We start from the raw sequence: 26,954 nt of genomic DNA, 5'->3' as shown, positions 1-26,954 counted from the left end.
GGAGCAAAACTCTCAGGCAAAAATACAGATGGGGTAATTTAGGTGATATGCAAGAAAAATATATAAATATTAAAACTTTAAAAGTATCTGAAAAACTTTCTCAATTTATTAGCGACGAGCTATTAAAAGAAACAGATCTATCTGTTGATAATTTTTGGTCAGGGTTCGAGAAAACAGTCAATGAATTAGCACCTAAAAATAAAGAATTAATAAAATTTAGAGAAGACTTACAAAAACAAATAGACAATTGGCATATAAAAAATAAGGGAAATGAATTTAATTTGTCAGAATATAAAAAATTTCTAACAGAAATTGGTTATTTGAAAGAAGAAGGTGACGATTTTGAAATATCAACTCAAAATGTTGATGAGGAAATAACAAGTATTGCTGGGCCTCAACTTGTTGTACCAGTCATGAATGCGAGATACGCATTAAATGCAGCTAATGCTAGATGGATGAGCTTATACGATAGTCTGTATGGAACAGATGTAATTGAACAATCAGAAGATAGCGTATCTGAAAGATACGATCCGTTAAGAGGTGAGATGGTAATAAAATATGGAAGAGATTTTTTAGATAAATATTTTCCATTAGCAGGATTGAGTTGGCAAAAAATTACAAGTTTTGCGGTTAAGTATGGAAAATTTAAAGCTTTAAAAGGTGCTGATATTTACGATTTGGTAGATGAGAATAAGTTTATTGGTCATAGGGGTGAAGCTGACAACCCGTCTGCTATAATTTTAAAAAATAACAATTTACATATAGAAATTTTAAAAGATTCAAGAGCTTTTGCGGCTCAACAAGATCATGCTGGTATTAGTGACATAATTTTAGAATCTGCGGTGTCAACTATATGCGATAACGAAGATAGTGTAGCTGCTGTAGATGCAGAAGATAAAATTGTTTGTTACAGAAATTGGCTAGGTCTAATGAAAGGTGATCTAAAATCAAAATTTGAAAAAGAAGGAAAATTATTTGAAAGAAAACTTAATCCTAATAGAAGCTATATTTCAAAAGATGGAAAAGGTTTAAAGCTTCATGGAAGAAGTTTACTGCTAGTTAGAAATGTTGGTCACTTAATGACTAATCCATCAATAATTTTAAAAGATGGTAGTGAAGTTCCAGAAGGAATAATGGATGCATTCATTACTACTGCTGCAGCCCTTCATGATATTAAGAAAAAAACCAATTCAAGAACTGGTTCTATTTATATCGTGAAACCAAAAATGCATGGACCAGATGAAACTGCATTTACTGATTTGCTTTTCTCAAAAGTTGAAGAAGTTTTAGGTTTACCAAAATACACCTGCAAGATTGGAATAATGGATGAAGAAAGAAGAACCTCAGCTAATTTAAAAGAGTGCATTAGATCCTTAAAAAATAGAGTTTTCTTTATAAATACAGGTTTTCTAGACAGAACTGGTGATGAAATGCACACCTCTATGGAAGCTGGTCCAATGATTAAAAAAGGTGACATGAAAACTTCAAAATGGATTACAGCATATGAAAACAACAATGTTGATATTGGTTTAAAATGTGGATTTTCTGGAAAAGCTCAAATTGGAAAAGGAATGTGGGCAATGCCAGATAAAATGAAAGATATGATGGAGCAAAAAACTGGACATTTAAAAGCAGGTGCAAATTGTGCATGGGTTCCATCTCCAACTGCTGCAGCTTTGCATTCGCTACATTATCATGAAATAAATATTTTTGATGAACAACAAAAAATTAAAAATAGAGAACAAGCAAAGCTTGATGATCTTTTAACAATACCTACCGCTGATAGACCAAATTGGTCTGTGGATGAAATTAATAAAGAAATTTCTAACTCAGCTCAAACTTTATTAGGTTATGTGGTCAGATGGATCGATCAAGGAGTTGGGTGCTCCAAAGTACCAGATATAAATAACGTAGGTTTGATGGAAGATAGAGCCACACTTAGAATTTCATCTCAACATATTGCAAATTGGATACACCATGGAATTACAACAAAAATTCAAGTTGTAGAAATTCTTAAAGACATGGCTAAAATTGTTGATGATCAAAATAAAAATGACTCTAATTATGTTAGAATGAGTGATAACTTTGAAAATTCAATTGCATTTCAAACTGCTTGTGATTTGGTATTTAAAGGAAAAGAGCAACCATCTGGTTATACTGAACCTTTACTGCATTTAAATAGACTTACTAAAAAGTCTAATCTGAATTAGAAACTAAGTTAGACCGATTTTTAAAAGCAGAAAATAAAGTCCCGTCGTCTAAACTTTCAATTTCACCACCTACAGGTAACCCTTGTGCAAGTTTTGTAATTTTTACATTAGAATTTTTTAGGCTATCTTGAATGTAGTAAGCAGTAGTTTGACCTTCAACAGTTGCACTTGTAGCTAATATAACTTCTTCAATTTTATCTCGATTAACTCTCTCAACCAGCGAATTTACTAGTAAATCTTCTTTTCTTTGACCTACTGATGAAATGGTGCCTCCCAGAATATGAAAATATCCTTGATAGATATTTGAATTTTCAATCGACCATTGATCAGCAATGTCTTCTACAACACAAATCTTTGAATATTTATTTTTTGTATTTTCACAATTTATACATCCAGTTGAAATTGATTTAAGTGAACCACAAGAATTACATCTAGTTACATTTTTATAAACTTGAGCCAATGTATTTGCCATTGGTTTTACTAATTCATCGCGGCTATTAATGAGTTTTAAAACAATCCTTTTGGCAGATTTTGGCCCCAAACCTGGAAGCTTTGAAATTAATTTTATTAATTCTTCAATCTCGTTAATATTTTGCATCTACTATAGTGGCCACTTAAAACCAGGTATTCCAAATCCACCTGTAGCTTTTGATATCTCTTCTGATGTTTTCGACTTTAATTGTGATTTGGCGTTATTATGTGCAGCTACAATTAAATCTTCTATTATAGATTTGTCTTCTTTCATTATTTCATCTGATAGTTTAATTGATTGCATTTCACCTTCTCCATCCAAGACGATTTTTGCTGAATTTGAGCCAGAAATACCCTCTACTCTAATCTCCTTAATTTTTTGCTGACTCTCTTTCATTTTTGCTTCAAGTTCTTTTGCTTTGTCTAATATTTTATTAAAATCAGTCATTATTTTTATCCTCCTTAATTATCGATTTAACATCTACCAGTTCTGCATCAGGAAAATTTTCCATAAAGTTTTTATAAATTTCAGTTTGTTTAGCTTTTTCAATTAATATTTTTTTTTCATTTTCTTTCTTTTCTCTAATTGAAAGATCTCCTTTTGATTTACTAAGTGTGATAATCCATCTTTCTTTTGTCCATTCAAAAAGCTTTGTAGAAAGATCTTTTACAAAATCTTTATCAAGGCTGTCATTAAATGAAATCTCAATCCTATTTTTTTCAAATTTAACCAAATTGACATTTTTCTCTAATTCAAATTTAAGTTTTAATTCTCTTTTACTTGTGCAAGTAGCAATTAATTCATCAAAAGAATTAATTTGAGTTTTAATTTCTGCTTTAACTTCAGTTTGTATTTCAGGATTCTTTTTTTCTTCTTGAGAAATATTTTTTATTTGATCAATAATTTTAGTCTCTTTTTTTATTTCAATTTTGCTAGTTGAATTTTCTTCTGTAGGTCTAGTGTCTATTTGTTTGACTTGTTTTACAGAACTTAAGTGCATTAATCTAATTAAAAACATCTCAATTGATAAATGTTGATTTGATACAATATCTAATTCTTCTAACGACTTGATAGAAAATTGCCAAAATAAAATTAATACATCTGGTTTGATTTGATTAGAAATATTTTTTATTTTGTTAAATTCTTCATCATTGAGAGAAAAATTTGTGCTTTCTAAAGTTAAAGAATTTATATTTTTAAAGTAATACAACAGTTCTAAAAAATCATTTAAAAATATTTTTGGTTCAACTCCCTGATCATATATTTTTCTATAAATTTTTATTACCTTTTCTTCTTCTCCTCTTAATATCAATTCAAATAAATCAATTAATTGTGATTTATCAAAATAACCAAAAATCTTTTGAGCAGAATTTAAATCTAGTTCTTTACCATTATCTAAACTCAATAACGCTCTATCTAACAGAGATAATGCATCTCTTACTGAGCCCTCTGATATTTTTACAATTAATTTTAGAGCGTCGTCCCTAACTTTTCCGTTTTCTTTATCTTTAATTTTTTTTATAAAATCAAACAATTCAGAAGATTTAATCCTTGAAAGATCAAAACGCTGACACCTTGAAACGACTGTTATAGGAATCTTTTTTATTTCTGTTGTGGCAAATATAAATTTTAAATATGAAGGTGGTTCTTCCAATGTTTTTAGTAAAGCGTTAAAAGCTTGTTTACTTAACATATGAACTTCATCGATTATAAAAATTTTGTACTTTGCTGAAGTAGGTCCGTATCTGGAAAACTCAATTAGATCTCGAACATCATCAACTCCTGTCTTGCTGGCCGCATCCATTTCAAGTACATCAATGTGACTTGAGTTTGCAATCGACTGACAATTTTCACACAAATTATCAATGCACATTTTTTCAACGCCATTTGAGCAATTCAAGGCTTTTGCTACAATTCTTGCGGTTGTAGTTTTTCCAATACCTCTAATTCCAGTAAACAAATATGCGTTAGGTACTTTGTCAGCTTTTATTGAATTTATAATTGTTTCAGCAACAACTTCTTGACCAATAAGATCATCAAATATTTGAGGTCTATATTTAAGAGCTAGTACTTTTGAATTGTTATTCATAAATTTTTTAAGGAGACTAGAACCTGAATAACTGTCTCTACGACTGCTTCCGTTAAGATCTGGTCGGGTTCAAGCAGCATCCACCTCTAGCCTCCAAATCTATTATAGCAGTTAAAATTTCTAATCTACAAGAAAAGATTATTGTTTTTTTTGTCTCAAACTATCGGCTTCAAAAACACCTAGGACGTGAAAATCCTCACAATGTAAGCCTAGCTCTTCAAGAGATTTTTGAACTTTTGGATCTTCAATATGTCCATCTAAATCACATAAGAAAAAATAAGAGTCGAAAGAATTTTTTTCAGGGTAACTTTGAAGCTTAGTAAGATTTACTCCATTGATAGCAAATCCTCCCAGCGATTGATAAAGAGCTGCAGGTTTACTTTTAAGTTTAAATAAAAATGAAGTTATATATTTTTTATCTCCAAACTCAGGTTGAGATATATTTTTTCCCATAAAAAGAAATCGTGTTAAATTTCCACTCTCGTTTTCTATATTTTTTTTAATTACATCAAGATTATAAATTTCAGCACTTAGAGATGATGCTATTGCTGCCTGTTTTTTGTCTTTTGTTTTAGAAATCATTTCAGCTGATCCAGCTGTATCTGCTCTTATATGTTCAGCAATATTATTTTCTTTTATAAAATTTGAACATTGCGACAAACCCTGTGCATGAGAATAAACTTCTTTTATATCAGAAAGTTTAGCTCCCTGTTGACCTAATAAATTATGTTCGATTTTTTGAAAGTGCTCTCGGTAAATATTCAACCTGTGCTTAAAGATTAAATATTCAATTCCTATATTACCTGTAATTCTATTAGACTCTGGAATTATTATTCTACAATCAGGTTCTTCCGAAGCTTTATTAAAACAATCATCAAAAGTTTTACAAGGTAAAATTTCAGCATCAGGGTCGATTGATAATGCTGCTAAATGAGAATAAGCTCCATATGTTCCTTGAAAATATATTTTACCCATCAGGACTTATATTCCATTATTTTTTTTAAGGCCAGATAATCTTCCTCTGTATCAACTCCTATAGGGGCTTTGCTTGCTAGAGCAACATTTATTTTGATATTATTGTCTAGAGCTCGAAGTTGTTCTAATTTATTTTCAATTTCATTTTTTGATTGTGGTAATTCAACAAAGTTTTTAAGAATTTCAGGTGAATAACAGTAAATTCCAATATGGTGATAAATATTTAAGGTATCTTCAGATTTTCTTAAAAATATTTTTGCTTTAGAAAACGGGTCATCCTCTAAATTATTTTCAGTAATAACTTTAACTATATTCTCATTTGCTAAATCTGATTTATTCTCAATTTTAGCAGAAAGGGTTCCTATTTTTGCTTTGTGATCTATCATCATTTGGTTTAGGTTTACAATATCCTCTATATTTATTGCTGGCTCGTCACCCTGTAGGTTCATTATAAAATCAATATTATCTAAGTTGAGTTTTTGATAAGCTTCATATATTCGGTCTGTACCAGTATTATGTTGATCACTTGTTAAAATAGCATTTCCTCCATTATTTTTAACATCATTGACAATATCTTGATCCTCTGCAGCAACAATTACCTCTCCAATATTTGCCTCTTTTGCCCTCTTGTATACATGTGAGATAATTGAAATATCATTGATTTTTAATAATGGTTTTCCTGGAAGCCTAGTTGCGGACAATCTAGAAGGTATAATTATAAGAGTTTTCATTGATCACTAATTAAAATAGAGGCAAATTTGTACATTAAATTTTAGTCAAATTTTAATTTATCATGTTATACGTTCAAAATTAAATTTATAAAAATGGATTCTTTTGAAATTAACAAAATTGTAGCTGCAGTTCTAATGGTTGCACTTCTTGTTATTGGTATAGGAAAATTATCTGATGTGATTTTTCATGTAGAAAAGCCTGAAACCCCAGGTTACAAGGTGGAAGTTGAACAGGTATCTACCGCATCATCTTCAACAACAACTGCTGCAGAAGAAAAAATCGACATTGCTGCATTAATGGCTATGGGAAATATAGCAAGTGGAGAAAAAATATTTAAAAAGTGTGCAGCCTGTCACTCAATAATTAAGGGTGGAAAAAATGCTATAGGTCCAGCTTTATATAATGTCGTTGGAAGAAAAGTTGGAGCAGTTGAAGATTATAAATATTCAAAAGCATTAGCTGCGTATGAAAAAGAATGGACATTTGAAGAGCTAAATGGGTTTCTAAAAAAACCTGCTAAATACATTAAAGGTACAAAAATGGCTTACGCAGGTTTAAGAAAAGAGGCAGATAGAGCGTCTGTAATAAAGTATCTAAATGAAAATTCAGATAGCCCTGTTCCACTACCTTAATTTTCCAAAACAATACAAAAGTATACTTTTTTGAACATGAACTCTGTTAAGAGCCTGAACCCATACATGAGATTTTTTTCCTAAGAAAATATCTTCAGAAACTTCATTCCCTCTAGGCAGACAATGTAAAAAAATACAATTCTTATTTGCAAAACTCATTAATTTTTTATCAATTTTAAATTTTTTAAATGCCTGAATTTTTTTCTTTTTATTTACTTTGTCATTTAACGAAATAACTTTATCAGAAAAAATTACATCAGCTCCACTAGCAGCTTTTTTTGGGTCATTATAAATATAAATTTTTTTATTATTTTTTTTCACCCAATTTCTTACTTCTTTTCCTGGTTCAAAATTTTTTGGACAACCAATACTTAATTTGAAAGAAAATTTAACTGAGGCAGCGATTAAACTATCCAAAACATTATTTGAATCACCAATCCAGCAAATATTTAATTTAGAAATGGGTTTTTTTATAATCTCCTCAACTGTAAAAATATCTGAAAGCACTTGAGTTGGATGCGAAGATGGGCTCAAACCATTAATAACTGGAATAGATAAATATTTTCTAAAATCTTCAATTTTTTTATCACTATCTGTTCTCAACATAAATCCATCACCATAAGTTGATAGAACCTTTGCTGTATCAGAAATACTTTCACCACCTTGGCCTAGATGAAGTTCATTGGATCTAAGCGTTATAGTGCCTCCTCCAAGCTGTTTTATTGCTAAATAAAAACTCATTCTTGTTCTTAGGCTTGGTTTTTCAAACATTTGGATCAAAATTTTACCTTTTAACGGAGCACCTTTATCTGTCTCTAATGTATTAAGTTTTTTTCTAGAACTTTTTCTTTTTTTTGCATCAGTAATTATTTTTCTTAAATCTTTACTAGGAATATCTTTCAAATTTACAAAATGTTTCATAACTATTTAAATTCACTACAAACTTTATTTATAATTTTTAAAGCTTCATCAAGCTCACTTTTTTTGACATTAAGAGGTGGTAAAACTCTGACTACATTTTCTGCTGCACGAATAGTTAATAATTTATTTTCCATTAATTTTTTAATAAAATTTGTCTGATCTTGATGCAGCTGTATTCCAATTAAAAAACCTCTTCCTCTTATTTGTTTAATAATACTAGGATATTTTTCCTTAATTTTATTTAAGTTTGTTATGAAATATTTAGACAATTTTTTTACATTATTTAAAAACTTTTTATTTGAAACTATATCCATCACTCTATTACCAACTGACATAGCTAGTGGATTGCCTCCAAATGTAGATCCGTGAGTTCCAGGTACCATGCCTGCTGCTACTTTCTTATTCATAAGGACAGCTCCTATTGGAAACCCACCTCCAATTCCTTTAGCTATTGGAACTATATCTGGTTTTACTTTAGATTTTTCAAATGCAAAAAAATCCCCTGATCTGCCTATTCCACATTGAACTTCATCCAAAATTAAAAGAATTTTTTTCTTATTACATAATTTTCTAAGTTCTTTTAAGCAGAAGTCTGGAATTACTTTTATTCCCCCTTCTCCCATGATTGTTTCAATCATTATTGCTGCAGTGTCTTTTGTGATTTTCTTTTCTAATAATTTGTGGTCTCCAAAGGTAAAATGATCAAAACCTTTGACTTTAGGACCAAATCCTTCGGTCATCTTCTTTGATCCACTCGCATAAATTGCAGCCAATGTTCTTCCATGAAATGAATTTTTGATACATAGAATTCTATTTTTATTTGGTTTACCTATTGAAAAAAAATATCTTCTAGCAACTTTGATAGCTGCCTCTGTAGCTTCTGCTCCACTGTTTTGAAACATTACATAATCAGCAAATGTTTTTTTACATAGCTTTTTGGCTAAATTTTCTCCTTCTGGAATTTGGAAAGCATTTGAAACATGCCAAAGTTTTTTAGATTGCTTATTGATTGTTTTAACTAAACTTGGATGAGCATGACCTAAGGAATTAACCGCAATACCCATCACAAAATCAAGATATTTTTTTCCATTAGTGGAGTAAAGATAACTTCCCTTACCATATTTAAATGAAATTTTTTTTCTATTATAATTTTTTGCTAAATTGCTCATAAATTAATTTTGTTTTTATAAATTTTATTTCATAGATACAAGTTATGATTGAAAAACTAATTTTATTTTAGCTAGGCTTTTATTGTTGATAACTCTAATTTTTTGATTGTTTCAATTAAATTTATAACAGTATATTGTCTTTTTATAAATTTATAACACAACATATAGATATGAGCTGGACTGAGGAAAAGGTTTCAAAATTAAAAGAATTATGGGGCAAAGGCAATACTGCTAGCCAAATTGCTGAAATTATTGGGGGCATAAGTCGTAACGCTGTGATTGGTAAAGCTCATAGATTAAATCTTTCTGCAAAAATCAAAACTAGAACTGCTACTTCTAATAAAAATTTCGATAATTCAATTGAGCAAAATAACGTGCAATCAAAAAGAGGACGTAAAAGTAAATTTAAATCGTTAATTATTGAAAAAGATTTTGAACCGGAAAATCCTAAACAATTAGAAGAACTAGATGAGAATTCATGCAAGTGGCCAATAGGTCATCCAGATGAAAAAGAGTTTTATTTTTGTGGCAGATCCTCTTTAAAAGATTTCTCTTATTGCAAACTTCATTTACTTTATGCTTACCAACCGAAAGGTAAAAAAGAAGAAGTTACAGAAAAAGAGGAAGTTCCAGAGTTTATTGAAAAGAAAATTCAATCTGCTTAAAATTTTAACTAGTCTTAATATCTATGTTATCTGAATTATATTTTTCTGTGGAAAATTGACCACCTTCCCTCCACATATAACAATATTTTTTAACTTCTTCATCAAAGTATCTCAAACTTGGTACACCTATATCTGAATTTGATTTATATTTTCCAGATAAAACATTATCATATTTTAGAAGTTTTAATTGGTCTCTAGTTAAAAGTGGCTTTGGCATTATTTCAAAAAATCTCGCTGACATTTGTGCTATTGGTAAAGGCATTGGTATCAATAATCTTTTCTTTCCAATTAAATTTAATAATTTTTCTAATATTTCTTTAAACGAAATTATTTCGGGACCAACACATTCAATTATTTTGGAATTAACATTATTAGAAATTACATTAAAAATAACATCCGTTAGGTCAGAACAATGAATTGGTGCAAACTTAGTTTTACCTTCATAATAAAGCGGAAATATTGGTAATCTATTCAAAAGAGTCATAAAATTTGTCGTAAAATTATCATCTACTGAATAAACAATTGATGGTCTTATAATTGTTGCTAGAGGAAAATTTTTTAAAATTCTTTCCTCACCTTCTAATTTACTCTTGGCATAATCAGAGTCTGTAGCCTCATTTATTCCAAGTGCTGATAAATGAATAAAATGTTTAAGTTTGTATTCTTTTGAAAGTTTAGATAACAAAGAAGGAAAAATAGTATGAATATTTTTAAATGTATTTCCTTTTTTAGACTCAAATAAAATACCAACTAAATTTATACATACGTCTGCTTTTTCAAAAAGCTTTCTAAGTTTTTGCTCTTCAAAAATATTTGACTCAACAATATCTATATAACCAACATTTGCTTGAGTTTTAATGATGTAGCTTTTTTGATGAATATTTCTTGTTACAACAGTTACTTGATAATTATTCTTTGTAAGCTTCCTAATTAAATTTCTACCAATTTGACCACTTCCACCAAAAATTAGACAATTTTTTGCTTTCATATATATATGTTAAAAATGAGTATTAATATTCAACTTCACAAAAATGATCTACCAGATGATTTAAATTTAGGCAATATAATTGCCATAGATGGTGAATTTATGGGTTTGAATGTTAGAAGAGATCCTCTTTGTTTGATCCAAATATCAACGGGTAATTCAGATGCACATATAGTACAGTTTGACAGAGAGAATTATAACTCACCAAATTTAATTAAGATCTTAAACAATGAAAAAATAACTAAAATTTTTCATTATGGAAGAGCAGATATGGCTCATATAAAATATTATCTTAAAACAGATACAAACAACATACTAGATACTAAAATTGCATCGAAATTAGCGAGATCCTATTCGGACAATCACTCTCTAAAAACTCTAATCAAGGAATTCATTAACATTGATATTAGCAAACAATTTCAAAGCTCTGATTTTGGAGGTGAATTATCTCCATCCCAGCTAAAGTACTGTGCCAATGATGTAATTTATCTTCATAGAATTCATGATCAATTAATAAAAATTCTAATTAGAGAAAACAGGATAGAACTTTATAAAAATTGTTTAAAATTTTTAAAAACAAGAGTTGAACTTGATTTGGCATTTTTTAAAGATGATATTTGGTCCCATTAATGAAAAGAAAAACTTTTATACCTGTTGCAAAAGACGTAATAAGCCTTGAAATAAAAGCACTTCAAAATTTAAAAAATAAAATAAACAAATCTTTTAACGAAGCAGTATTTCAAATTGCAAACTGTAATTCCAAAGTAATTCTTTGCGGTGTGGGAAAAAGTGGTCTTATTGCTTCAAAGATTGCAGCAACTCTAGCTTCTGTGGGAACACCTGCATTCAGTCTGTTAGCTAGCGAAGCTTCTCATGGAGATCTAGGAATGATATCAAAAAAAGATATTTTAATTTTAATAAGCAATTCAGGAGATACAAGTGAGCTAAAAAATATTATACAATTTGCAAAAAGAAATAAAATTTTATTGATAGGAATAGTATCAAAAAAAAAATCTATTCTTTATAAAGCATCAGATATTAAACTGCTTATACCATCAGTTACAGAAGCCGAGGGTATAGTGCCCACTGCGAGCACCACTTCTCAATTAGCTTTGGGAGACTCGCTCGCAATAGCATCGATGAAATATAAAAAATTTGGAAAAATGGATTTTAAAAAACTTCATCCCGCAGGAAGTTTGGGAGCTCAACTTAAAACTGTCGAAGATATAATGATTACAGGGAAAAATATACCTTTTGTGAAAGATAATTTAAAAATGAATGAGGCTTTAAAAGTTTTAAGTAAAAAAAAACTAGGCATTCTAGTCATTTTAAATAATCTAAAAAAAACAGTTGGTATCATTACAGACGGACAAATAAGAAGATTTGCTCAAAAAAATACAAACTTTTCAAAATTGCCAGTTAAAAAAATTATGACAAAAAAACCAATATTTATAAATAAAGATGAATTAGCAGCTAAAGCACTTTCATTAATGAATAATATGAAAATTACATCATTGCTAGTAAATGTAAAAAATAAACCCTCTAAAACAATTGGAGTTATTCATATACATACTATTTTACAATCAAACATCACTTAAATTTAAATGAATTATAAAAAATTCTTTAAAAATGTTTTTATTTTTTTTGTATTTATTACTGTGATTTTTATAGTTTTTTCAAAATACATAGAAAAAAATAATTCTATTAAAAGTCAAAAAAATCAAAATGAAAAAGAAGATGTCATATATTCCTCTAATTTGATTAAAGATGTAGAATATTCTACCAAAGATGCTAAAGGCAATAATTATACTATTAAAGCTTTAGAGGGAGAGATAGATTATTCAAATACAAACTTTATTTATCTAAAAAATGTATCTGCTTTGATTGAACTAAATAATTATGAGGAAATCACAATTTTTTCTGATTTTGGAAAATATAACTCAAAAAATAATGATACAATCTTTTCAAAAAATGTCATAATACGATATCTTGACAATAAAATAACTGGAGAATATCTAGATTTTTCTATTAATAGAAACTTAATGTTAATTTCTAAAAATGTAATCTATTCAAATAAAACAAATGTGCTTAAAGCTGATGCTCTTGAAATGAACCTAGAAACTAAAAATACGAAAATCTTCATGTATGAAAAGAATAAAAAAGTAAATTTAAAAACTCTTGATTAAATGGCAATTATAAAAAAATTTAGAATTAAATCTTTTAAGAACAGTAATTCGATACTTGAATTTAAAAATATTTCATTATCATATGGTAATAGATTAATTTTAGACAACTTAAGTTTTAAGATTAATGAGGGTCAAATTTTTGGAATGTTGGGACCTAATGGTGTTGGAAAATCAACAATATTTAATCTTATCACAGGATTAATAAATCCTAATAGTGGAAAAATAAAAATCAATGGTCAAAATGTTACTGGCTATCCAATTTATTTAAGAACAAAAAAATTTAAACTAGGATATGTTCCACAATATGGAGGTTTTTTTAATGACCTAACTCTTTTAGATAATTTAAAAGCTATAAGTGAAATTGTTATTGAAAATAAAGACTATAGGTTTGAAAAAGTTAATTATTTAATTTCTAAATTTGAACTAGATAATTTGAAGGATATTAAAGCTAAATTTTTATCAGGTGGTCAAAAAAAAAAATTAGTTATAGCACTTTCTTTGTTAAGTGAACCAAGAATTCTACTATTAGACGAATGTTTTGCAGCATTAGATGTTTTAACAATAAAAATGTTACAAGAAACAATAGTAAATTTACAAAGTGAAAATAAAATAACTATTTGTATTTGCGATCATCAAGCAAGAGATTTGTTAGCCTGTGTAGATGAGGCAATGATATTAAATAATGGAAAAATCGTTGCACAAGATACTCCCAGCAATCTAGTAAATAATATAAAAGCAAAAAATGTCTATTTTGGTGATAACTTTAAGTTTAACTAATTTATAATGTCAAATATTGTTGAAATTAAAAAGAAAATTGGAAACTTTAAAAAAAAAATAATTGTTCCTGGTGATAAAAGCTTAAGTATCAGATGGGTTCTTTTTTCCTCATTAGCAAATGGGATGTCAAAAGCAAAAAATCTTTTAATGTCTGAAGATGTCTTGGCTGCAATAGAAGCGGTAAAAAAATTAGGAATTAAGGTAACTGTAAAAAAAAAAGAATGTAAAATTTATGGAAAAGGAATTAATGGCTATAAATATAAAAAAAACCTCACAATAAATGCTCAAAATTCAGGTACTCTAGGAAGAATTATTCTTGGACTATTAGTAAATTCTCCAGAGCCAATTAATTTAATTGGAGATAAAAGTTTATCAAAGAGAGATTTTAGAAGAGTATCAGATCCTTTAAGCAGGTTTGGTGCCATATTTAAATTAAGAAGAAATAATTTTTTACCTCTAAAGATTTATGGATCATCTAAACTAGAACCAATTAAATACAATGAAAATAGAGGATCAGCTCAGTGTAAAAGTTCAATTATTTTTGCAGCAATGAGAACTGATGGAACAACAACAATTAAAGCAAAAAAATCAAGAAACCATACTGAACTATTATGTAAACATTTAAAATTACCCATAGTTATTAAAAATAATAAAAGTTTTGATGAAATTAAAATTAAAAAAGTAAAAAAAATTAATACTTTAAATTATGATATTCCATCCGATATTAGTTCTAGTGCATTTTTTATTGTCCTAACAGCGCTATCTAAAAATTCAGAACTAATCATTAAAAATGTAAATATAAACCCATCTAGAATCGGTATCATAACTATTTTAAAAAAAATGGGGGTGAGAATAATTTTTAAAAATCAAAAAACTTATAAAGGTGAAAAAAAGGCTGACATAAAAGTAGTGAGTGCCAAAAATATAAAAGCAATTAATTGCCCTCCTGAATTGAATAGTGGTGCGATTGATGAATTTTTAGTTATATTTTTAGTTGCTGCCAAAGCAAAGGGTGTTTCTTATTTTAGTAATCTGGGTGAATTAAATCAGAAAGAAAGCCCAAGGTTAAAATGGGCTGAAAAAATTTTATCAAATTTAGGAGTAAAAACAATCACTACACATGAATCTATTAAAATCTTTGGTAATCCTAATCTAAATCTAGATTTTGACAAAAAAATTACAATTAAAAATTATTTAAAAGATCATAGAGTTTTTATGACAAGCTTGATTGCGGCTTTAAGTTTTGGTGGAAAATGGACTATTCACGATAAAGATTCAATTAACACTTCGTTTCCAAATTTTTTAAAAATTATTGACGACTTAAAGAAATGATTAAAAGAAAAAATATTTTAAAAATTGCTATTGATTCACCTGCAGCAGCAGGTGCTGGAACACTAGCAAAAGCTATATCAAAACATTACAATCTATTTTATCTAGATACTGGAAAAATTTATAGATTTATTGCTTATCTAAAAATTAAATACCCAAAAAAATTTAATAATAAATTTATAAAATCAAAAATTAAGTTATTAAAAATTAAAGATCTCTCAGATGAAAATTTATTGTCTAATGAGGTTGGAATTGAAGCTTCCATAATTTCTAAAATTATATCTATAAGAAAAATGGTCCATTCTTTTCAAATCAATTTTGCATACAACCCACCTAAAAATTATAAAGGTTCTTGTTTAGATGGAAGGGATATCACATACAATATTATTCCTGATGCTGACTTTAAATTTTATATAACTGCAAATGTAAAAACTAGAGCGTTAAGAAGATATAAAGAGTTAAAAGGGCTAAAAAAAAAGATAACGTATTCGGAGGTCTTAAAAAGCATTAAAAAACGTGACAAAAGTGATTTTAATAGGAAAATATCACCGTTAAAGAAAACAAAAGATTCACTATTGATTAATACGACAAACCTTAATAAAAGGTCATGTTTTTTAAAAATAAAAAAAATAATAGACAGGAAAATAAATAATTAATGGAAATTTATAAAGATTTATCTAATCCAGCATCTCAAGAATTCGAAAAATTACTTAGTAGTCAGCTTTCAAAAGTTCAAATAGAAGAAGGTAAAATAATTGAAGGTAAAATTAATAAAATTACTGAAAAATTTGTATTTTTATTTGTTGAAGGTTTAAAATCAGAACCAGTACTTGATATTAATGAATTAAAAAGCATGGGTCTTTCAGAAAAGATTAAAGTTGGAGAAACTATCCCAGTTTTACTGGAAAAAATTGAAGATAAACATGGTGAGGTTTTAGTTTCTGCAAGTAAAGCTCAAAAAATTAAAGGTTGGGATAAATTAGTAGAAGCATATGAAAAAAATGAACCCATCATGGGAAAAATTACATCCAAGTGCAAAGGTGGTTGCATAGTCGAACATATTGATACTGGCTCACTTATGTTTTTACCTGGTTCACAGATTAGTGATAAACCTTTAAAAGATATAAGTCATTTAATGAATGAGCCACAAAAATTTGCACTAATCAAACTAGACAAAGTTAGAGGGAACGCCTGCGTATCCAGAAGAGAAATAATTTCATCCTTCAAAAAGGAAGATAAAGCAAAAATAATTGAAAAATACAAAGTTGGTGACATTATAAAAGGTGCTGAAGTAAAAGGATATAGTTCATTTGGTTGCTTCTTTAATGTAAACGGTGAATTAGATGTATTGGTACATTTACAAGAAATTTCTTATTCAAGAGTAAATCATCCTGATGAAGTATTTAATATAGGTGAAAAACATGACCTGAAAGTTATCAGTGTTGATAAAGAAAAATTACAAGTTGGATGTTCGGTAAAACAATTATCTCCAGATCCTTTTGAACATATTGAAAATTACGAATTAAATAAAATTTACAAAGTTAAAGTAGTAAAATTAATGGACTTTGGAGCTTTTTGTGAGCTAGAACCAGGTTTAACAACCTTGCTTCATTCAAGTGAACTAAGCTGGACCAAAAAAAATATTTCAGCAAAAAAAATGTTTAAAGTTGGAGATGAAATAGATTGTATAATTACTGAAATTGATAAAGACAAAAGACGTGTTGCAATATCACATAGATTAACTCAAGATAATCCTTTTGAAACATTTGAGAAAAAATATCCTGTTGGTACAATTGTTGATGGAGAAGTTGTAAATAAAAATGAATATTCTTTATTTGTTAAAATTGAAGATTTAGATATTGATGCTTTTTTACATTGCAATGATTTAACTTATTTAAATAATGGTGAAGAAGAGCTGTCTAAGTATAAAAAAGGTGATAAGCTTAAAGTTAAAGTATTGGAATTAAAATCTTCAGAACAAAAGATTAGAGTTGGTTTAAGACAAACTCAAGCAGATCCATTTGACTGGTTTAAAGATAAGTCAAAAAATCAAATAATAACTGTTAAAGTTGTTTCAACTGATAACAAAGGGCTTATAGTAAGACCAGAAGGTTGTGAAATGGACTTCCAGATTAAAAAATCTGCAATAGCAATTAATGCTGCTGATGCTAGACCGAGTAGATGGACAGGTGGTGAGAAACTAGACTGTGCGATCGCAGATTTGGACATGAATAAGAGAAAAGTAACATTAAGCATTAGGTTACTTGAAGAAATTGAGAAAAAAGAAGCTCTTGAAAAATATGGATCTGAAGGTTCTGGTAAAAACCTACCTTTTTCATCATTATCTGAGGATTTAAAGAAAAAAGAAGAAGAGAAAGAATAATTGAAGAAGTTATAAATTGGCTATTGTAAAATCAAAGCTTTTAAAACAACTCTCTCAAAATTACCCAAATTTCTTAAAAAAAGATTTAGAAAAATTCACTGATATAATTTTAAATGAAATAAAAAGATCACTTCGTAGAGGAGATGGAGTTGAATTAAGAAATTTTGGAACGTTTAGAGTTAAGGTTCAAAAAGCCTCCATTAGAAGAAATCCAAAAACTGGCGAAAAAGTTGCAGTTCCTGAAAAGAAAGTAATATCATGGAAAATGAGCAAGGAAATGTTTAAAAAGATCAATAATGAAGAATAAAATTATATTCGTTGCATGTGATACTTCAAATTCAGATCAAATAAAGAAAATTCTTAAAAATATTAATACAAAAAAATTAAAAATTATTCCAAAATTTGGATTACAGTTTTTTTACTCAAAAAATGGAAGAAAATTTTTAGAAAAATACAAATCAGATTTTTGGTTGGATTTAAAAATAAATGATATTCCACAAACAGCTCTCTCTGCAGTTGATAGTTTGAAGGATTTAAAAAAATGTAAATACATTACTGTGCATGCAAATGGTGGACTTAATATGCTTAAAGCTATCAAAAAAAAAACTAAACAAATTAATAAAAATTTAAAAGTACTCGGTGTTACTGTGTTGACTAGTCTTAACAACAAATCGTTAAAAGAAATTGGTCATACTAAAACAGTTGACCAACTAGTTTTAAAGCAAGCTGGTATTGTTAAAAAATCAGGATGTGATGGGATAGTTTGTTCTGCAAAAGAAGCAAAAATGATTAGAGAAAAATACAAAAATTTATTTATCATCACACCTGGTATAAGATTGCCAGGTGACAGTACAAATGATCAAGCTAGAGTAATGACGCCAAAAGATGCTTTCAAAAATAAAGTTTCAGGAGTTGTAATTGGAAGATCTATTACAAAAGGTAATATTAAGAATAATATAAAAAAATTAATTAATCATTTATACTGATGATTAAGGGTTGTAAAATTTGTGGGATTTCTGATCCTGATACTTTAAATTTTTTAATTAATCACCCTCATCCACCAACATTTATAGGATTTATTTGCAACTATCCAAAAAGTTCTAGATATGTTGAATATGAAAATTTAAAAAAACTTTTAATCAAAAATCCAAAACAAAGTTACTATGTTGCTGTTCTGGTAAAACCAAATATAAATATTTTAGAGAAAATTAAAAACTTACCTTTTGATTACTATCAATTATATGATTGTACACCAGAGGAAATAAAAAAGATAAAAGAAAAATATCAAAAGAAAATTATTACAGCTTTCACAATAAAATCAAAGTCTGATTTGAGTAATTACAAATTATATTCTGATCATACTGATATTTATTTATTTGATAGTAAGGGCTACGAGAAAAGTCAGTCTTTTGATCATGACTTAATTAAAAATATCAAATTAAATAAGGAATTGATGATAGCTGGGAATATTCAATACAATGAAGAGCTTAAAAATTTCAAAAATTTGGCAAATTTTATAGATTTATCTGGTGGTGTAGAAACATCTGGATTAAAAGACCTATCCAAAATAGAATTTTTTTTAAATAAAGTTAATGAAATTAAAAATGAAGCTTAAAAAAGGTGTTCCATTAATTGATCAACACGATCAACAAGGTTTTTGGGGAGGAAAATTTGGAGGAAGTTTTATACCTGAAACTTTAAAAAAACCAGTAGAAGATTTAACAAAAGAATTTAAGAAACTTAGAAAAAATAAAGCCTTTTTAAAAAAAAGAGATTATTATTTTAAAAATTATATTGGGTCTCCAACCTCTTTTGTGAAATTAGAAAATTTGTCCAATCATTTAGGTGGAGCTCAAATTTGGGCAAAAGTAGTTTCTGAAGCAAATGGAGGTGCGCATAAAATCTATAATGCCACTGTTCATGCACTAATTTGTAAAGCTATGGGTAAAAAATATATCGTTGGCGATACTGGTGCTGGATATGCGGGAAAAATGTTAAGTATGGCAGCTAAAAAATTTGGGCTTAAATGTAAAATTTTTATGGGTGCTAAAGACATTAAAAGACAAAAACCAAATTGTGACGCAATGAGAAAAAACGGTGCAGAAATAGTACCAGTTTATTCTGGAAGTCAGACTTTAGTTGATGCAGTGAGTGAATGCATGCGATATTGGGTATCTAATTGTGATAATACACATATGTGCGTTGGTAGTACTGTTGGACCAAATATCTTCGTAAAAATATGTGGTTGGTCAACAGCACAAATTTCTAGAGAATTAAGAACACAGCTTAAAGAGGAGTTTAAAAAAATTCCAAATAAAATTAAGTTAGTTAATTGTGTTGGAGGTGGCAGTTCTGCATATGGGTTTTGGAGTGAGTTTATTGATTTTGATAAAAAACAAATAGAATTAATTGGTGTAGAAGCTGGAGGTCCTAAAAAATCTAAACTTCATGCAGCACCACTAAGTAGAAATGCAAAAGTTGGAATTTTGCACGGATCAGCTTCGTATGTTTGCCAAAATAATGAAGGACAAATTAATGACACAGAATCTATAAGTGCTGGTTTAGATTATCCTGGAGTTAGTCCTATTCATTGCTTTTTAAAAGATACTAAAAGAGCACGATATACTTATGCAACAGATGAGGATGCACTTAATGCACATGTAATGGTTACTAAATTTGAAAAACTTAATCCAAGTTTAGAACCAAGTCATGCTTTTGCTGAGGCAATAAAAATTGCTCCAAAATTAAGCAAAGATACAATTATAATTGTTAACTCTTGTGGTGATGCAAAAAAAGATAGAGATATTTTAAGAGAGAGATTAGGAAAACATTAATGAGCTCTTTACTTAAAAAAGCTTTTTTAAATGCAAAAAAAGAAAACAGACCTGCCTTACTGACTTATACAGTTGCAGGTGATAATACTAAAAAAAAATCTTTAGAAATTCTTAAATCTATTTCAGACTATGCTGATATTTGTGAATTGGGCTTTCCTCACAACACGCCCATAGCTGATGGAGGCCAAATCCAGACTAGTGCCTATAGAGCAATTAAAAACGGTATAAAAATTAACGATGTATTTTCAATTGCAAAAAATTTTAAAAAATCAAAAAAAAATACTCCAATTATACTAATGGGTTATTACAATATGATATTTCAGTACAATGAAAATAAATTTTTAGATAAATGTAAAAAATCAAAAGTAGATGGACTGATTGTTGTTGATTTACCTTATCCAGAAAACAAAAGTTTTGCATCAAAATGTAAAAAGAATGGAGTAAATTTTATACAGCTGGTCTCACCTACTACTTCACAAATTAGATTAAAAAAAATAATAAAAGACTCTCATGATATGGTTTACTATATAAGTATGTTGTCAACTACAGGAGGAAAACTAAAAGTATCTCCAAAAAAGATTCTAGAAAGATACAACAAAATTAAAAATCAAAATAAATCAAAAAATGTAGTGATTGGCTTTGGTATTACAGAAAAGACAATTAAATCTCTTAAAAAAGCTGATGGTTTAGTAGTTGGTAGCGCAATATGTAGAGAAATATCTAAATCAATTGAAAGAAGACAAAATACTGTCACAAATGTTACTAATATCGTTAAAAGATTAAGAAATAAAATTCAATGAACTGGATAACCAAAATTATTAAAGCAGGTGAAAAGATAAAAACTGCTATACGTGAACGAGCTACTAAAGAAGATATCGCAAAAAGTGAATGGACAAGTTGTTGTCGTGGACCAATTCTAAAGAAAGATTTAGAAGCAAACCTTTGGGTATGTCCAGATTGTAATAAACATCATAGAATTAAACCTAAACAAAGATTTGATATTTTATTTGGAAAAAATAATTACGAAGTTTTTAAAACACCTATTCCAAAAGATGATCCTTTAAATTGGACAGACTCTAAATCATACAAAGATAGATTAAAAAGTGCTCGTAAAAAAACTGGATTAGATTGTGGAATGATGGTTGCATCTGGGACAATCAATAATATTAAAATAACAGCTGTTGCATCTGATTTTGACTTTTTAGGAGCTTCAATGGCTGCTGCAGAAGGTGAAGCGTTTTTATATGGAATTCAACATGCAATAGAAAATCAAACACCATTTATATGTATAAGCGCTGGTGGAGGAATGAGAATGATGGAAAGTTTAATTTCACTGTCTCAAATGACAAGAACTACACTTGCAATTAATGAATTAAAGAAAAATGGTTTACCCTACTTAGTTTGTATTACAGATCCTACCGCAGGAGGAATAACTGCTTCCTATGCAATGTTAGGAGATATTCATATCGCTGAACCTGGCGCCTTAATTGCATTTGCAGGTGCAAGAGTTATTCAAGGAACAGTAAAAGAAGAATTGCCTGAAGGTTTTCAAAAAAGTGAGTATGTTGAGAAAACTGGGTTTGTTGATTTAATCGTAGAGAGAAGAGATCTAGCATCTAAAATAGGAACTTTATTATCAATATTGTTAAAACAAAATTCTGCTATAAGTTCTGAGCAAAATGAAACTTCAGAAAATACTCAGCAATTTTCAAAAGTTGCATCCTAAAGAAATAGATTTATCTCTAGATAGAATTCAAAATCTTTGTAAGAAATTAGGAAACCCTCAAGATAAAATTAAGGCCATATCAGTTGTAGGAACTAATGGAAAGAACTCTACCATCCAAGCTATGTATGCAATTCTTAAGGAAGCAAATTTAAAATGCAATGTTTATACAAGCCCACATATACAAAAAATTAATGAAAGATTTGTATTTAATAATCAGGAATTAAATGACGAGGAATTAGCTGATTTATTAGAAGAGGTTGAAAAAGTTAATAATAACGAACCAATAACTGTTTTTGAAATTTTATCAGCTTGTTTTTTTTATAAGGCTGCCCAATATCCTGACAATATCAACTTAATAGAAAGTGGTTTATTCCACCGTTTTGATGCTACCAATATTTTAAAGAGTAATCTTGCAAGTATAGTAACATCTATAAGTAAAGACCATCTCGACTGGCTTCCAAAAGAAAATCAAACAATTGAGCAAATTGTTTTTGAAAAAACATCAGCCTTACTTAATTCAAATATTATTATCGCAAAACAAAATAAAAAAGAGACAATGGAATGTATTAAAAAAACTATTAAACATAACTCTTCAAATAAGTTATTTTTTAATGAAAACTATAGTTATTCAATTCAAGAAAATGGTTTTTTTTACTATGAGGATAAATTGGGAGGTTTGAAACTTCCTCTACCGAACGTTCTTGGTCAGTTTCAACTAGAAAATATATCGACTGCTATTGCAACTATAAGAACTTTAAATCTTGGAATTCAAAGCAATGAAATAGAAAGTGGTATTCAAAATATTAATAATCTTGCAAGATTACAGGAAATTAAATCTGGAAAACTAAAAGAACTTGTAAAAAATAATACATTATTAGTTTCTGGGGATCATAACCCTGATGGAGCTAGAGTGGTAAATGAATACCTCCAAACTTTAGATTGTAATAAACACATAATCTTAGGTATGATGTCCAACAAGGATCATAATGAGTATATTAGTTATTTTAAAAATATCTCAACCTTGACCACTATTGATATTCCAAACCAACCTAATTCAATTGGCGGAAAAGACTTAAAAAACAAACTAAATTCATTCAAAAATGTTCAGTACAAAGAAGATATATTTGATGCAATCAAGTCTATTTCGGTCAAGAAAAACGATATAATCTTAATTACAGGTTCTCTTTATCTAGCTGGAGAAATACTTAATTTGAATTAGATATTTTTTTCTAAAAATTCTTTCATGTGGCTTTCAGGTACCCCACCAACTTTTCTATCTACTTCAACACCTTTTTTGTAAATAATAACAGTTGGTACGCCTCTTATGCCAGCAGCACTTCCAGTGTTTATTCCACCATCTTCTACATCAGCATAATAAAAACCAGCTTTGCCTTTGTATTCATCAGCTAATTTATCCATCACTGGTTTTAAAGCTTTGCAAGGTCCACACCAAGCAGCTGAAAACTGGATTACTGAAACATCTTCATTTTTGATTTTACTATCAAAATCTTCATCTTTAAAATCTATAAGCATAAATCCTTTCTATAAATTAAAGTTTTAAAGTCAACTATGCAATTTCATATTTTTTTTCAATAGACATAATAAATTCATTTATTTCATCCAATTTTTTTAGTTCTTCTTCATCATCTCTATTAGATGCTTGGTCTCTCAAGGTGTCTATTTCAGTGTAAGCCATTGCTATAGTTTGCCACTTTTCTCTGTTTTTACTTAAAATTCTTCTAGCTATCTCACTTTTAATATTTTTATATAAATCAGGTGGCAATACGTGAGGTGCTTCTTGGTAAATAATTTTTTGCCCAAACCATGCACATCTTTTATCTTGAAATTTATCTAATAATCTTAATTTATCTTCCCATGACGAGCTGTGCCATGTTTTAAATAAAGCAGTATCTTTGTTTGGAACAAATTTCTCATACAAAGTCTCCTCAGGAAGTAAATCTTCTTGATTTTGAGTTTGTGCCTTTTCTTCTGCAGCTTCTCTATTAATGATTTGAATATTTTTGCATAAGTTTTCACTAGATCTAACTAATTTAGCTCTTTTTTGAATTGTTTCTAAATCTAGATCTGCATAGGCTTTTTCTTTTAATGCAAATTTTTTATCTAATACAACAGGCGCTTTATTTGTTTTTATAACTCTTAGAGCCTTTGGACTGATTTTTTTAAGATTAGCTTTAAGCTCATTAACTGACATGTTTAGAAAAGGCTCTGGATCTCTTCTTAAATCCCATAGATATCCCCAAGAAGCATAAGATGGATGAAAACAATGCTCTGGATGTAATGTTGATACTAAATACATCATATTTCTTCCTTTAACATTTTCAAAAATTGAATAAATACCCTCTCCTTTTAAAATAGATTCAACACTACTCTTTGTAGAGGTAGTTAAAAATTTTTCCCAATTATCATTATGCTTTTCTTTTATAATTCTTAAAATTTTTAAACTTGTAAACGCATCATGATATGCGGTGTGTTGTTGTGAAGTATCAAATCCTTGTTGTCTTGCTAAACCTTCAAGAGCAAGACTTTCATTTCCAGCATCTGTTAGTTCAGTTTTTAAAGTTTCAGAATTAATTGTTTGTGCAGCTCTTGCAACATGAAGACCGTCGTGTTCTTTATTTGGGGACGAGTGAGTAATATAAGGATATCTGTTACCTTTAAAAAAATTAAAATGGAACATACGTCTGTCAAAATTTAAATTACTCCAGCCCATAAATAATGCTGGTGCAGCTTTTGAGAAGAAGTTTTCAACTGCTCCTAAGAATTCATAATGAGAATAATTTCCTTTAGTCAATAAATCTATACTTGTAGAGTTTACCAATAAAGCCTTAGCACTTGGTACTTCTCCTTCTGGCATTCTACCTCTGATATTTAACTTACCAATTTCATTTAAATTTTTATCAACAACAACTGCTCCAACCTCAATAATTGATCCCCAAATAGTGCTATTAGTCGTTTCAGTGTCGTAGATTACAAATTTGTCCATATTTTCTTATATATTTTAAGTTAAATTAGATAATTCATGAAATTTTTTTAATCTTCCTAAAAACAAATTTTGATAGATGACTAAATCATGTCCTTGAATTTTAAATTCTTGGAATAATTTATCTACAGTGCAGACCAATATAACACAAGAAGTGATATTAGAGTTATACACAACATTATGAGCCAGAGAATAAGCACTGGTTTGTAACAACCACGAATCGATATACTCAGCTTTCTTTGGTTTATTGCTTTGTTTAAAATCTATAATTGTTTCTCTTCCTTCATAAACTCCAACACAGTCCGCAGTGCCAGCATACTTATCTGGATAGTACAATGTACACTCAACACCCCATATTTCTTCCAATCTATTTTTTAAACCATGATCTATTATTTCTTTTGCCATCAATTTATATTGTTCATTATCATCAAAAAAACTTAAATTTTCTCTTCCAAGTAAATAAGATTCTAAGTAGTTATGCATTTGTGAACCTCTACTACTTGCAGCTTTTGTGATAGCTTCAGCTTCTTTATATCCTGTTCTCTCTCTCCAATTTGCTAGTGCTGCTTTATCCTCCTCAGATTTAGTAACATCTAAAATTGAAGTAACACTTGGTAATTTTTCTTCTCCCAAAAGGTATCTTCTAATACCATCAACTGTTGCTCTTGAAGATTTTGGATAATCATATTTACGATTCCATTGCATGAGATTTCTTATAAATGGTATTATCAAAAAAAAGAAATTAATTTTTAATTTGTCTTTGTTTATCAACAAATTTTTCAACGTTGTCTGTTTGTACAGCTTTCTCTACCTGCTCTGGATCTTTTATGCTTTCCAAAGTTCTATTTATTGATCTTGCATCTGTACCAAATTTATCAACCACACCCATAGCATCTTCTAATTTTTTTCTAAGAACTACTATATTGTCAAAGTGTTTTGAAAATCTTGTGCTTATTGTTTTTAAATGATTATAGATTTCAGTTGCTCCCTTTTGAACTTTCAAGGATTGGAAGCCCATGTGTAAAGATTGCAAATATGCTGATAAAGTATTAGGGCCACAAATTACAACTTTATATTTTTTCATTAGTTCTTGGGTTAATAATTCTTTTGTACTTGGGTCTTGATATTCAGTTAATTCTTTGTACAAACTTTCTGTAGGAGCATACACAATTGCAAAGTCAGTAGTTTTTGGTGGTACAATATATTTTTCATTTACACTTTTAGCTTTTGCTTTAAATGCAGTGGCTAATTTTGCTCTAGCATCGGCAACTAACCTTTTATCTTCCGCGTCATGACCATCGGTAATTGCTTTAAATTTCTCCACCGGAAAATGACTATCAACTGGAACTAAAACATCACCTTGTAGCTTGATTGCAAATTCTACATTCTCACTTGTATTTTCTTTCATTTTCACATTTGTCATGAATTGAGAAGCTGGTAGTAAATCTTTAATCAGTGCATCCAAGCTAAACTCTGCAAGAGTTCCATATTTTTTAACCCCAGCTAAAATCTTAGTTATTCCTTCTTGGCTTTGGTTTAATAATTGAACTTGCTGATTAAAATTTCCAACTTTTTCATCTACTTTAGTTAAAGCTTCTGTCATATCTTTTGTTACTCCAGTTGACAGATTGTTAAATGATGTGGACATTGCACCAAGTGAGCTATTGATTGTTGTATTTAAGGTATCCTTTAAACTTGAGATTTCGGATTTTAAATTAGCTATTTCTTCAGCTTCTTTATTTTCCTTTTGATCTTCATGCTTAGATCTCAAATTTAAGTAAAGAATTACCGAAACTACTCCAAGCAACAGAATTAAAATAACTAAAAATATAGCTTCCATGAATCACTTTATATCATATATAAAATAT

Annotated in this window: 29 protein-coding genes; 17 read left to right on the top strand and 12 right to left on the bottom strand. The window is 28.8% G+C overall.

The window, feature by feature from the left end; translation table 11 throughout:
- Window positions 1-47 precede the first annotated feature (47 nt).
- Window positions 48-2,210 carry a malate synthase G gene (locus ACTTAX_RS06305; RefSeq protein WP_440693708.1) on the top strand — a complete coding sequence of 721 codons (2,163 nt, stop codon included), beginning with the start codon at window positions 48-50 and terminating at the stop codon, window positions 2,208-2,210.
- Here the strand turns inward: ACTTAX_RS06305 and recR are convergent.
- From recR to kdsB, 5 genes are all read right to left on the bottom strand, one after another.
- Window positions 2,197-2,808, bottom strand: coding sequence for a recombination mediator RecR (recR, locus tag ACTTAX_RS06300; RefSeq protein ID WP_440693706.1), 612 nt, complete (start codon window positions 2,806-2,808; stop codon window positions 2,197-2,199). The two genes, ACTTAX_RS06305 and recR, sit on opposite strands and share 14 nt — an antisense overlap.
- Before the next feature lie 3 nt (window positions 2,809-2,811).
- Entirely contained in the window at window positions 2,812-3,129 is a 318-nt protein-coding gene (locus ACTTAX_RS06295; RefSeq protein ID WP_440653501.1) for a YbaB/EbfC family nucleoid-associated protein, read from the bottom strand.
- The gene (dnaX, locus tag ACTTAX_RS06290; protein WP_440693704.1) at window positions 3,122-4,771 is read right to left on the bottom strand and encodes a DNA polymerase III subunit gamma/tau; all 1,650 of its coding nucleotides are present in this window, start codon (window positions 4,769-4,771) and stop codon (window positions 3,122-3,124) included. Before dnaX ends, ACTTAX_RS06295 begins: the two co-directional genes overlap by 8 nt.
- Window positions 4,772-4,909: 138 nt before the next feature.
- Entirely contained in the window at window positions 4,910-5,746 is an 837-nt protein-coding gene (locus ACTTAX_RS06285) for a prephenate dehydratase domain-containing protein (protein WP_440693703.1), read from the bottom strand.
- Window positions 5,746-6,477 carry a 3-deoxy-manno-octulosonate cytidylyltransferase gene (gene kdsB, locus ACTTAX_RS06280; protein WP_440693700.1) on the bottom strand — a complete coding sequence of 244 codons (732 nt, stop codon included), beginning with the start codon at window positions 6,475-6,477 and terminating at the stop codon, window positions 5,746-5,748. Before kdsB ends, ACTTAX_RS06285 begins: the two co-directional genes overlap by 1 nt.
- A 93-nt stretch (window positions 6,478-6,570) precedes the next feature.
- Between kdsB and ACTTAX_RS06275 the strand changes: the two genes are divergently transcribed.
- Window positions 6,571-7,110, top strand: coding sequence for a c-type cytochrome (locus ACTTAX_RS06275; protein ID WP_440693699.1), 540 nt, complete (start codon window positions 6,571-6,573; stop codon window positions 7,108-7,110).
- Here the strand turns inward: ACTTAX_RS06275 and argF are convergent.
- Window positions 7,102-8,031 (bottom strand): ornithine carbamoyltransferase, encoded by a 930-nt coding sequence (argF, locus tag ACTTAX_RS06270; protein WP_440693697.1) that lies wholly within the window; start codon window positions 8,029-8,031, stop codon window positions 7,102-7,104. The genes ACTTAX_RS06275 and argF overlap by 9 nt on opposite strands.
- 2 nt (window positions 8,032-8,033) lie before the next feature.
- Window positions 8,034-9,200, bottom strand: coding sequence for an aspartate aminotransferase family protein (locus tag ACTTAX_RS06265; RefSeq protein ID WP_440693695.1), 1,167 nt, complete (start codon window positions 9,198-9,200; stop codon window positions 8,034-8,036).
- A gap of 170 nt (window positions 9,201-9,370) precedes the next feature.
- On the opposite strand from ACTTAX_RS06265, the gene ACTTAX_RS06260 reads away from it, so the two are divergent.
- A complete protein-coding gene (locus ACTTAX_RS06260; RefSeq protein ID WP_440693694.1) occupies window positions 9,371-9,865 on the top strand; it encodes a GcrA family cell cycle regulator in 495 nt (164 codons plus the stop codon).
- 4 nt (window positions 9,866-9,869) lie between these two features.
- Here ACTTAX_RS06260 and ACTTAX_RS06255 read toward each other — a convergent pair whose 3' ends face one another.
- A complete protein-coding gene (locus ACTTAX_RS06255) occupies window positions 9,870-10,853 on the bottom strand; it encodes a complex I NDUFA9 subunit family protein (RefSeq protein WP_440693692.1) in 984 nt (327 codons plus the stop codon).
- Window positions 10,854-10,868: 15 nt separating this feature from the next.
- Between ACTTAX_RS06255 and ACTTAX_RS06250 the strand changes: the two genes are divergently transcribed.
- From ACTTAX_RS06250 to ACTTAX_RS06185, 14 genes are read left to right on the top strand one after another with little or no spacing between them, the layout of a single operon-like run.
- Window positions 10,869-11,480, top strand: a complete 612-nt coding sequence (locus tag ACTTAX_RS06250) for a ribonuclease D (protein WP_440693690.1) — start codon at window positions 10,869-10,871, stop codon at window positions 11,478-11,480.
- Entirely contained in the window at window positions 11,480-12,448 is a 969-nt protein-coding gene (locus ACTTAX_RS06245; protein WP_440693689.1) for a KpsF/GutQ family sugar-phosphate isomerase, read from the top strand. Before ACTTAX_RS06250 ends, ACTTAX_RS06245 begins: the two co-directional genes overlap by 1 nt.
- Window positions 12,449-12,454: 6 nt before the next feature.
- Window positions 12,455-13,036: an LPS export ABC transporter periplasmic protein LptC gene (gene lptC, locus ACTTAX_RS06240; protein WP_440693687.1), complete on the top strand. Its 582-nt coding sequence runs from the start codon at window positions 12,455-12,457 to the stop codon at window positions 13,034-13,036.
- A complete protein-coding gene (locus tag ACTTAX_RS06235) occupies window positions 13,037-13,813 on the top strand; it encodes an ATP-binding cassette domain-containing protein (protein WP_440693685.1) in 777 nt (258 codons plus the stop codon).
- A gap of 6 nt (window positions 13,814-13,819) precedes the next feature.
- The gene (aroA, locus tag ACTTAX_RS06230; RefSeq protein WP_440693683.1) at window positions 13,820-15,145 is read left to right on the top strand and encodes a 3-phosphoshikimate 1-carboxyvinyltransferase; all 1,326 of its coding nucleotides are present in this window, start codon (window positions 13,820-13,822) and stop codon (window positions 15,143-15,145) included.
- Complete coding sequence (locus ACTTAX_RS06225) at window positions 15,142-15,798, top strand: (d)CMP kinase (protein WP_440693681.1); 657 nt, start codon at window positions 15,142-15,144, stop codon at window positions 15,796-15,798. Before aroA ends, ACTTAX_RS06225 begins: the two co-directional genes overlap by 4 nt.
- Window positions 15,798-17,525 carry a S1 RNA-binding domain-containing protein gene (locus tag ACTTAX_RS06220; RefSeq protein WP_440693679.1) on the top strand — a complete coding sequence of 576 codons (1,728 nt, stop codon included), beginning with the start codon at window positions 15,798-15,800 and terminating at the stop codon, window positions 17,523-17,525. Before ACTTAX_RS06225 ends, ACTTAX_RS06220 begins: the two co-directional genes overlap by 1 nt.
- Window positions 17,526-17,541: 16 nt before the next feature.
- A complete protein-coding gene (locus tag ACTTAX_RS06215) occupies window positions 17,542-17,832 on the top strand; it encodes an HU family DNA-binding protein (protein ID WP_440693677.1) in 291 nt (96 codons plus the stop codon).
- Window positions 17,822-18,511 carry an orotidine-5'-phosphate decarboxylase gene (pyrF, locus tag ACTTAX_RS06210; protein WP_440693675.1) on the top strand — a complete coding sequence of 230 codons (690 nt, stop codon included), beginning with the start codon at window positions 17,822-17,824 and terminating at the stop codon, window positions 18,509-18,511. The genes ACTTAX_RS06215 and pyrF overlap by 11 nt, the downstream gene beginning before the upstream one ends.
- A complete protein-coding gene (locus tag ACTTAX_RS06205) occupies window positions 18,511-19,140 on the top strand; it encodes a phosphoribosylanthranilate isomerase (RefSeq protein WP_440693673.1) in 630 nt (209 codons plus the stop codon). The genes pyrF and ACTTAX_RS06205 overlap by 1 nt, the downstream gene beginning before the upstream one ends.
- A complete protein-coding gene (gene trpB / locus ACTTAX_RS06200) occupies window positions 19,130-20,359 on the top strand; it encodes a tryptophan synthase subunit beta (protein WP_440693671.1) in 1,230 nt (409 codons plus the stop codon). Before ACTTAX_RS06205 ends, trpB begins: the two co-directional genes overlap by 11 nt.
- Window positions 20,359-21,159, top strand: a complete 801-nt coding sequence (gene trpA / locus ACTTAX_RS06195; protein ID WP_440693669.1) for a tryptophan synthase subunit alpha — start codon at window positions 20,359-20,361, stop codon at window positions 21,157-21,159. The genes trpB and trpA overlap by 1 nt, the downstream gene beginning before the upstream one ends.
- Complete coding sequence (locus ACTTAX_RS06190) at window positions 21,156-22,085, top strand: acetyl-CoA carboxylase carboxyltransferase subunit beta (protein WP_440693667.1); 930 nt, start codon at window positions 21,156-21,158, stop codon at window positions 22,083-22,085. The genes trpA and ACTTAX_RS06190 overlap by 4 nt, the downstream gene beginning before the upstream one ends.
- Complete coding sequence (locus tag ACTTAX_RS06185) at window positions 22,039-23,304, top strand: bifunctional folylpolyglutamate synthase/dihydrofolate synthase (protein WP_440693665.1); 1,266 nt, start codon at window positions 22,039-22,041, stop codon at window positions 23,302-23,304. The genes ACTTAX_RS06190 and ACTTAX_RS06185 overlap by 47 nt, the downstream gene beginning before the upstream one ends.
- Here ACTTAX_RS06185 and ACTTAX_RS06180 read toward each other — a convergent pair.
- The 4 genes from ACTTAX_RS06180 to ACTTAX_RS06165 are packed head-to-tail and all read right to left on the bottom strand — an operon-like array spanning window position 23,301 to window position 26,926.
- On the bottom strand, window positions 23,301-23,618 hold the full coding sequence (locus tag ACTTAX_RS06180; RefSeq protein ID WP_075505964.1) for a thioredoxin family protein: 318 nt from the start codon (window positions 23,616-23,618) through the stop codon (window positions 23,301-23,303). The genes ACTTAX_RS06185 and ACTTAX_RS06180 overlap by 4 nt on opposite strands.
- 34 nt (window positions 23,619-23,652) lie before the next feature.
- Window positions 23,653-25,089: an exonuclease domain-containing protein gene (locus tag ACTTAX_RS06175; RefSeq protein WP_440650600.1), complete on the bottom strand. Its 1,437-nt coding sequence runs from the start codon at window positions 25,087-25,089 to the stop codon at window positions 23,653-23,655.
- A gap of 15 nt (window positions 25,090-25,104) precedes the next feature.
- Entirely contained in the window at window positions 25,105-25,791 is a 687-nt protein-coding gene (locus ACTTAX_RS06170) for a hypothetical protein (protein ID WP_262590152.1), read from the bottom strand.
- A 37-nt stretch (window positions 25,792-25,828) separates the two neighbouring features.
- Window positions 25,829-26,926, bottom strand: a complete 1,098-nt coding sequence (locus ACTTAX_RS06165) for a DNA recombination protein RmuC (RefSeq protein ID WP_440693663.1) — start codon at window positions 26,924-26,926, stop codon at window positions 25,829-25,831.
- Between the last annotated feature and the right edge of the window lie 28 nt (window positions 26,927-26,954).

Source organism: Candidatus Pelagibacter sp. HIMB1695, assembly GCF_052047655.1.
Classification (GTDB): Bacteria; Pseudomonadota; Alphaproteobacteria; order Pelagibacterales; family Pelagibacteraceae; genus Pelagibacter.
This window is presented reverse-complemented; position numbering and strand designations above follow the sequence as displayed.

Coding starts and splice junctions, on each gene's coding strand:
- ACTTAX_RS06170 (WP_262590152.1), bottom strand. CDS start 25,791: ATGCAATGGAATCGTAAATATGATTATCCAAAATCTTCAAGAGCAACA.
- aroA (WP_440693683.1), top strand. CDS start 13,820: ATGTCAAATATTGTTGAAATTAAAAAGAAAATTGGAAACTTTAAAAAA.
- ACTTAX_RS06295 (WP_440653501.1), bottom strand. CDS start 3,129: ATGACTGATTTTAATAAAATATTAGACAAAGCAAAAGAACTTGAAGCA.
- recR (WP_440693706.1), bottom strand. CDS start 2,808: ATGCAAAATATTAACGAGATTGAAGAATTAATAAAATTAATTTCAAAG.
- lptC (WP_440693687.1), top strand. CDS start 12,455: ATGAATTATAAAAAATTCTTTAAAAATGTTTTTATTTTTTTTGTATTT.
- dnaX (WP_440693704.1), bottom strand. CDS start 4,771: ATGAATAACAATTCAAAAGTACTAGCTCTTAAATATAGACCTCAAATA.
- trpB (WP_440693671.1), top strand. CDS start 19,130: ATGAAGCTTAAAAAAGGTGTTCCATTAATTGATCAACACGATCAACAA.
- pyrF (WP_440693675.1), top strand. CDS start 17,822: ATGAAGAATAAAATTATATTCGTTGCATGTGATACTTCAAATTCAGAT.
- ACTTAX_RS06285 (WP_440693703.1), bottom strand. CDS start 5,746: ATGGGTAAAATATATTTTCAAGGAACATATGGAGCTTATTCTCATTTA.
- ACTTAX_RS06235 (WP_440693685.1), top strand. CDS start 13,037: ATGGCAATTATAAAAAAATTTAGAATTAAATCTTTTAAGAACAGTAAT.
- ACTTAX_RS06245 (WP_440693689.1), top strand. CDS start 11,480: ATGAAAAGAAAAACTTTTATACCTGTTGCAAAAGACGTAATAAGCCTT.
- ACTTAX_RS06255 (WP_440693692.1), bottom strand. CDS start 10,853: ATGAAAGCAAAAAATTGTCTAATTTTTGGTGGAAGTGGTCAAATTGGT.
- ACTTAX_RS06190 (WP_440693667.1), top strand. CDS start 21,156: ATGAACTGGATAACCAAAATTATTAAAGCAGGTGAAAAGATAAAAACT.
- argF (WP_440693697.1), bottom strand. CDS start 8,031: ATGAAACATTTTGTAAATTTGAAAGATATTCCTAGTAAAGATTTAAGA.
- ACTTAX_RS06185 (WP_440693665.1), top strand. CDS start 22,039: ATGAAACTTCAGAAAATACTCAGCAATTTTCAAAAGTTGCATCCTAAA.
- trpA (WP_440693669.1), top strand. CDS start 20,359: ATGAGCTCTTTACTTAAAAAAGCTTTTTTAAATGCAAAAAAAGAAAAC.
- ACTTAX_RS06260 (WP_440693694.1), top strand. CDS start 9,371: ATGAGCTGGACTGAGGAAAAGGTTTCAAAATTAAAAGAATTATGGGGC.
- ACTTAX_RS06220 (WP_440693679.1), top strand. CDS start 15,798: ATGGAAATTTATAAAGATTTATCTAATCCAGCATCTCAAGAATTCGAA.
- ACTTAX_RS06175 (WP_440650600.1), bottom strand. CDS start 25,089: ATGGACAAATTTGTAATCTACGACACTGAAACGACTAATAGCACTATT.
- ACTTAX_RS06305 (WP_440693708.1), top strand. CDS start 48: ATGCAAGAAAAATATATAAATATTAAAACTTTAAAAGTATCTGAAAAA.
- ACTTAX_RS06250 (WP_440693690.1), top strand. CDS start 10,869: ATGAGTATTAATATTCAACTTCACAAAAATGATCTACCAGATGATTTA.
- ACTTAX_RS06165 (WP_440693663.1), bottom strand. CDS start 26,926: ATGGAAGCTATATTTTTAGTTATTTTAATTCTGTTGCTTGGAGTAGTT.
- ACTTAX_RS06205 (WP_440693673.1), top strand. CDS start 18,511: ATGATTAAGGGTTGTAAAATTTGTGGGATTTCTGATCCTGATACTTTA.
- ACTTAX_RS06275 (WP_440693699.1), top strand. CDS start 6,571: ATGGATTCTTTTGAAATTAACAAAATTGTAGCTGCAGTTCTAATGGTT.
- kdsB (WP_440693700.1), bottom strand. CDS start 6,477: ATGAAAACTCTTATAATTATACCTTCTAGATTGTCCGCAACTAGGCTT.
- ACTTAX_RS06265 (WP_440693695.1), bottom strand. CDS start 9,200: ATGAGCAATTTAGCAAAAAATTATAATAGAAAAAAAATTTCATTTAAA.
- ACTTAX_RS06225 (WP_440693681.1), top strand. CDS start 15,142: ATGATTAAAAGAAAAAATATTTTAAAAATTGCTATTGATTCACCTGCA.
- ACTTAX_RS06180 (WP_075505964.1), bottom strand. CDS start 23,618: ATGCTTATAGATTTTAAAGATGAAGATTTTGATAGTAAAATCAAAAAT.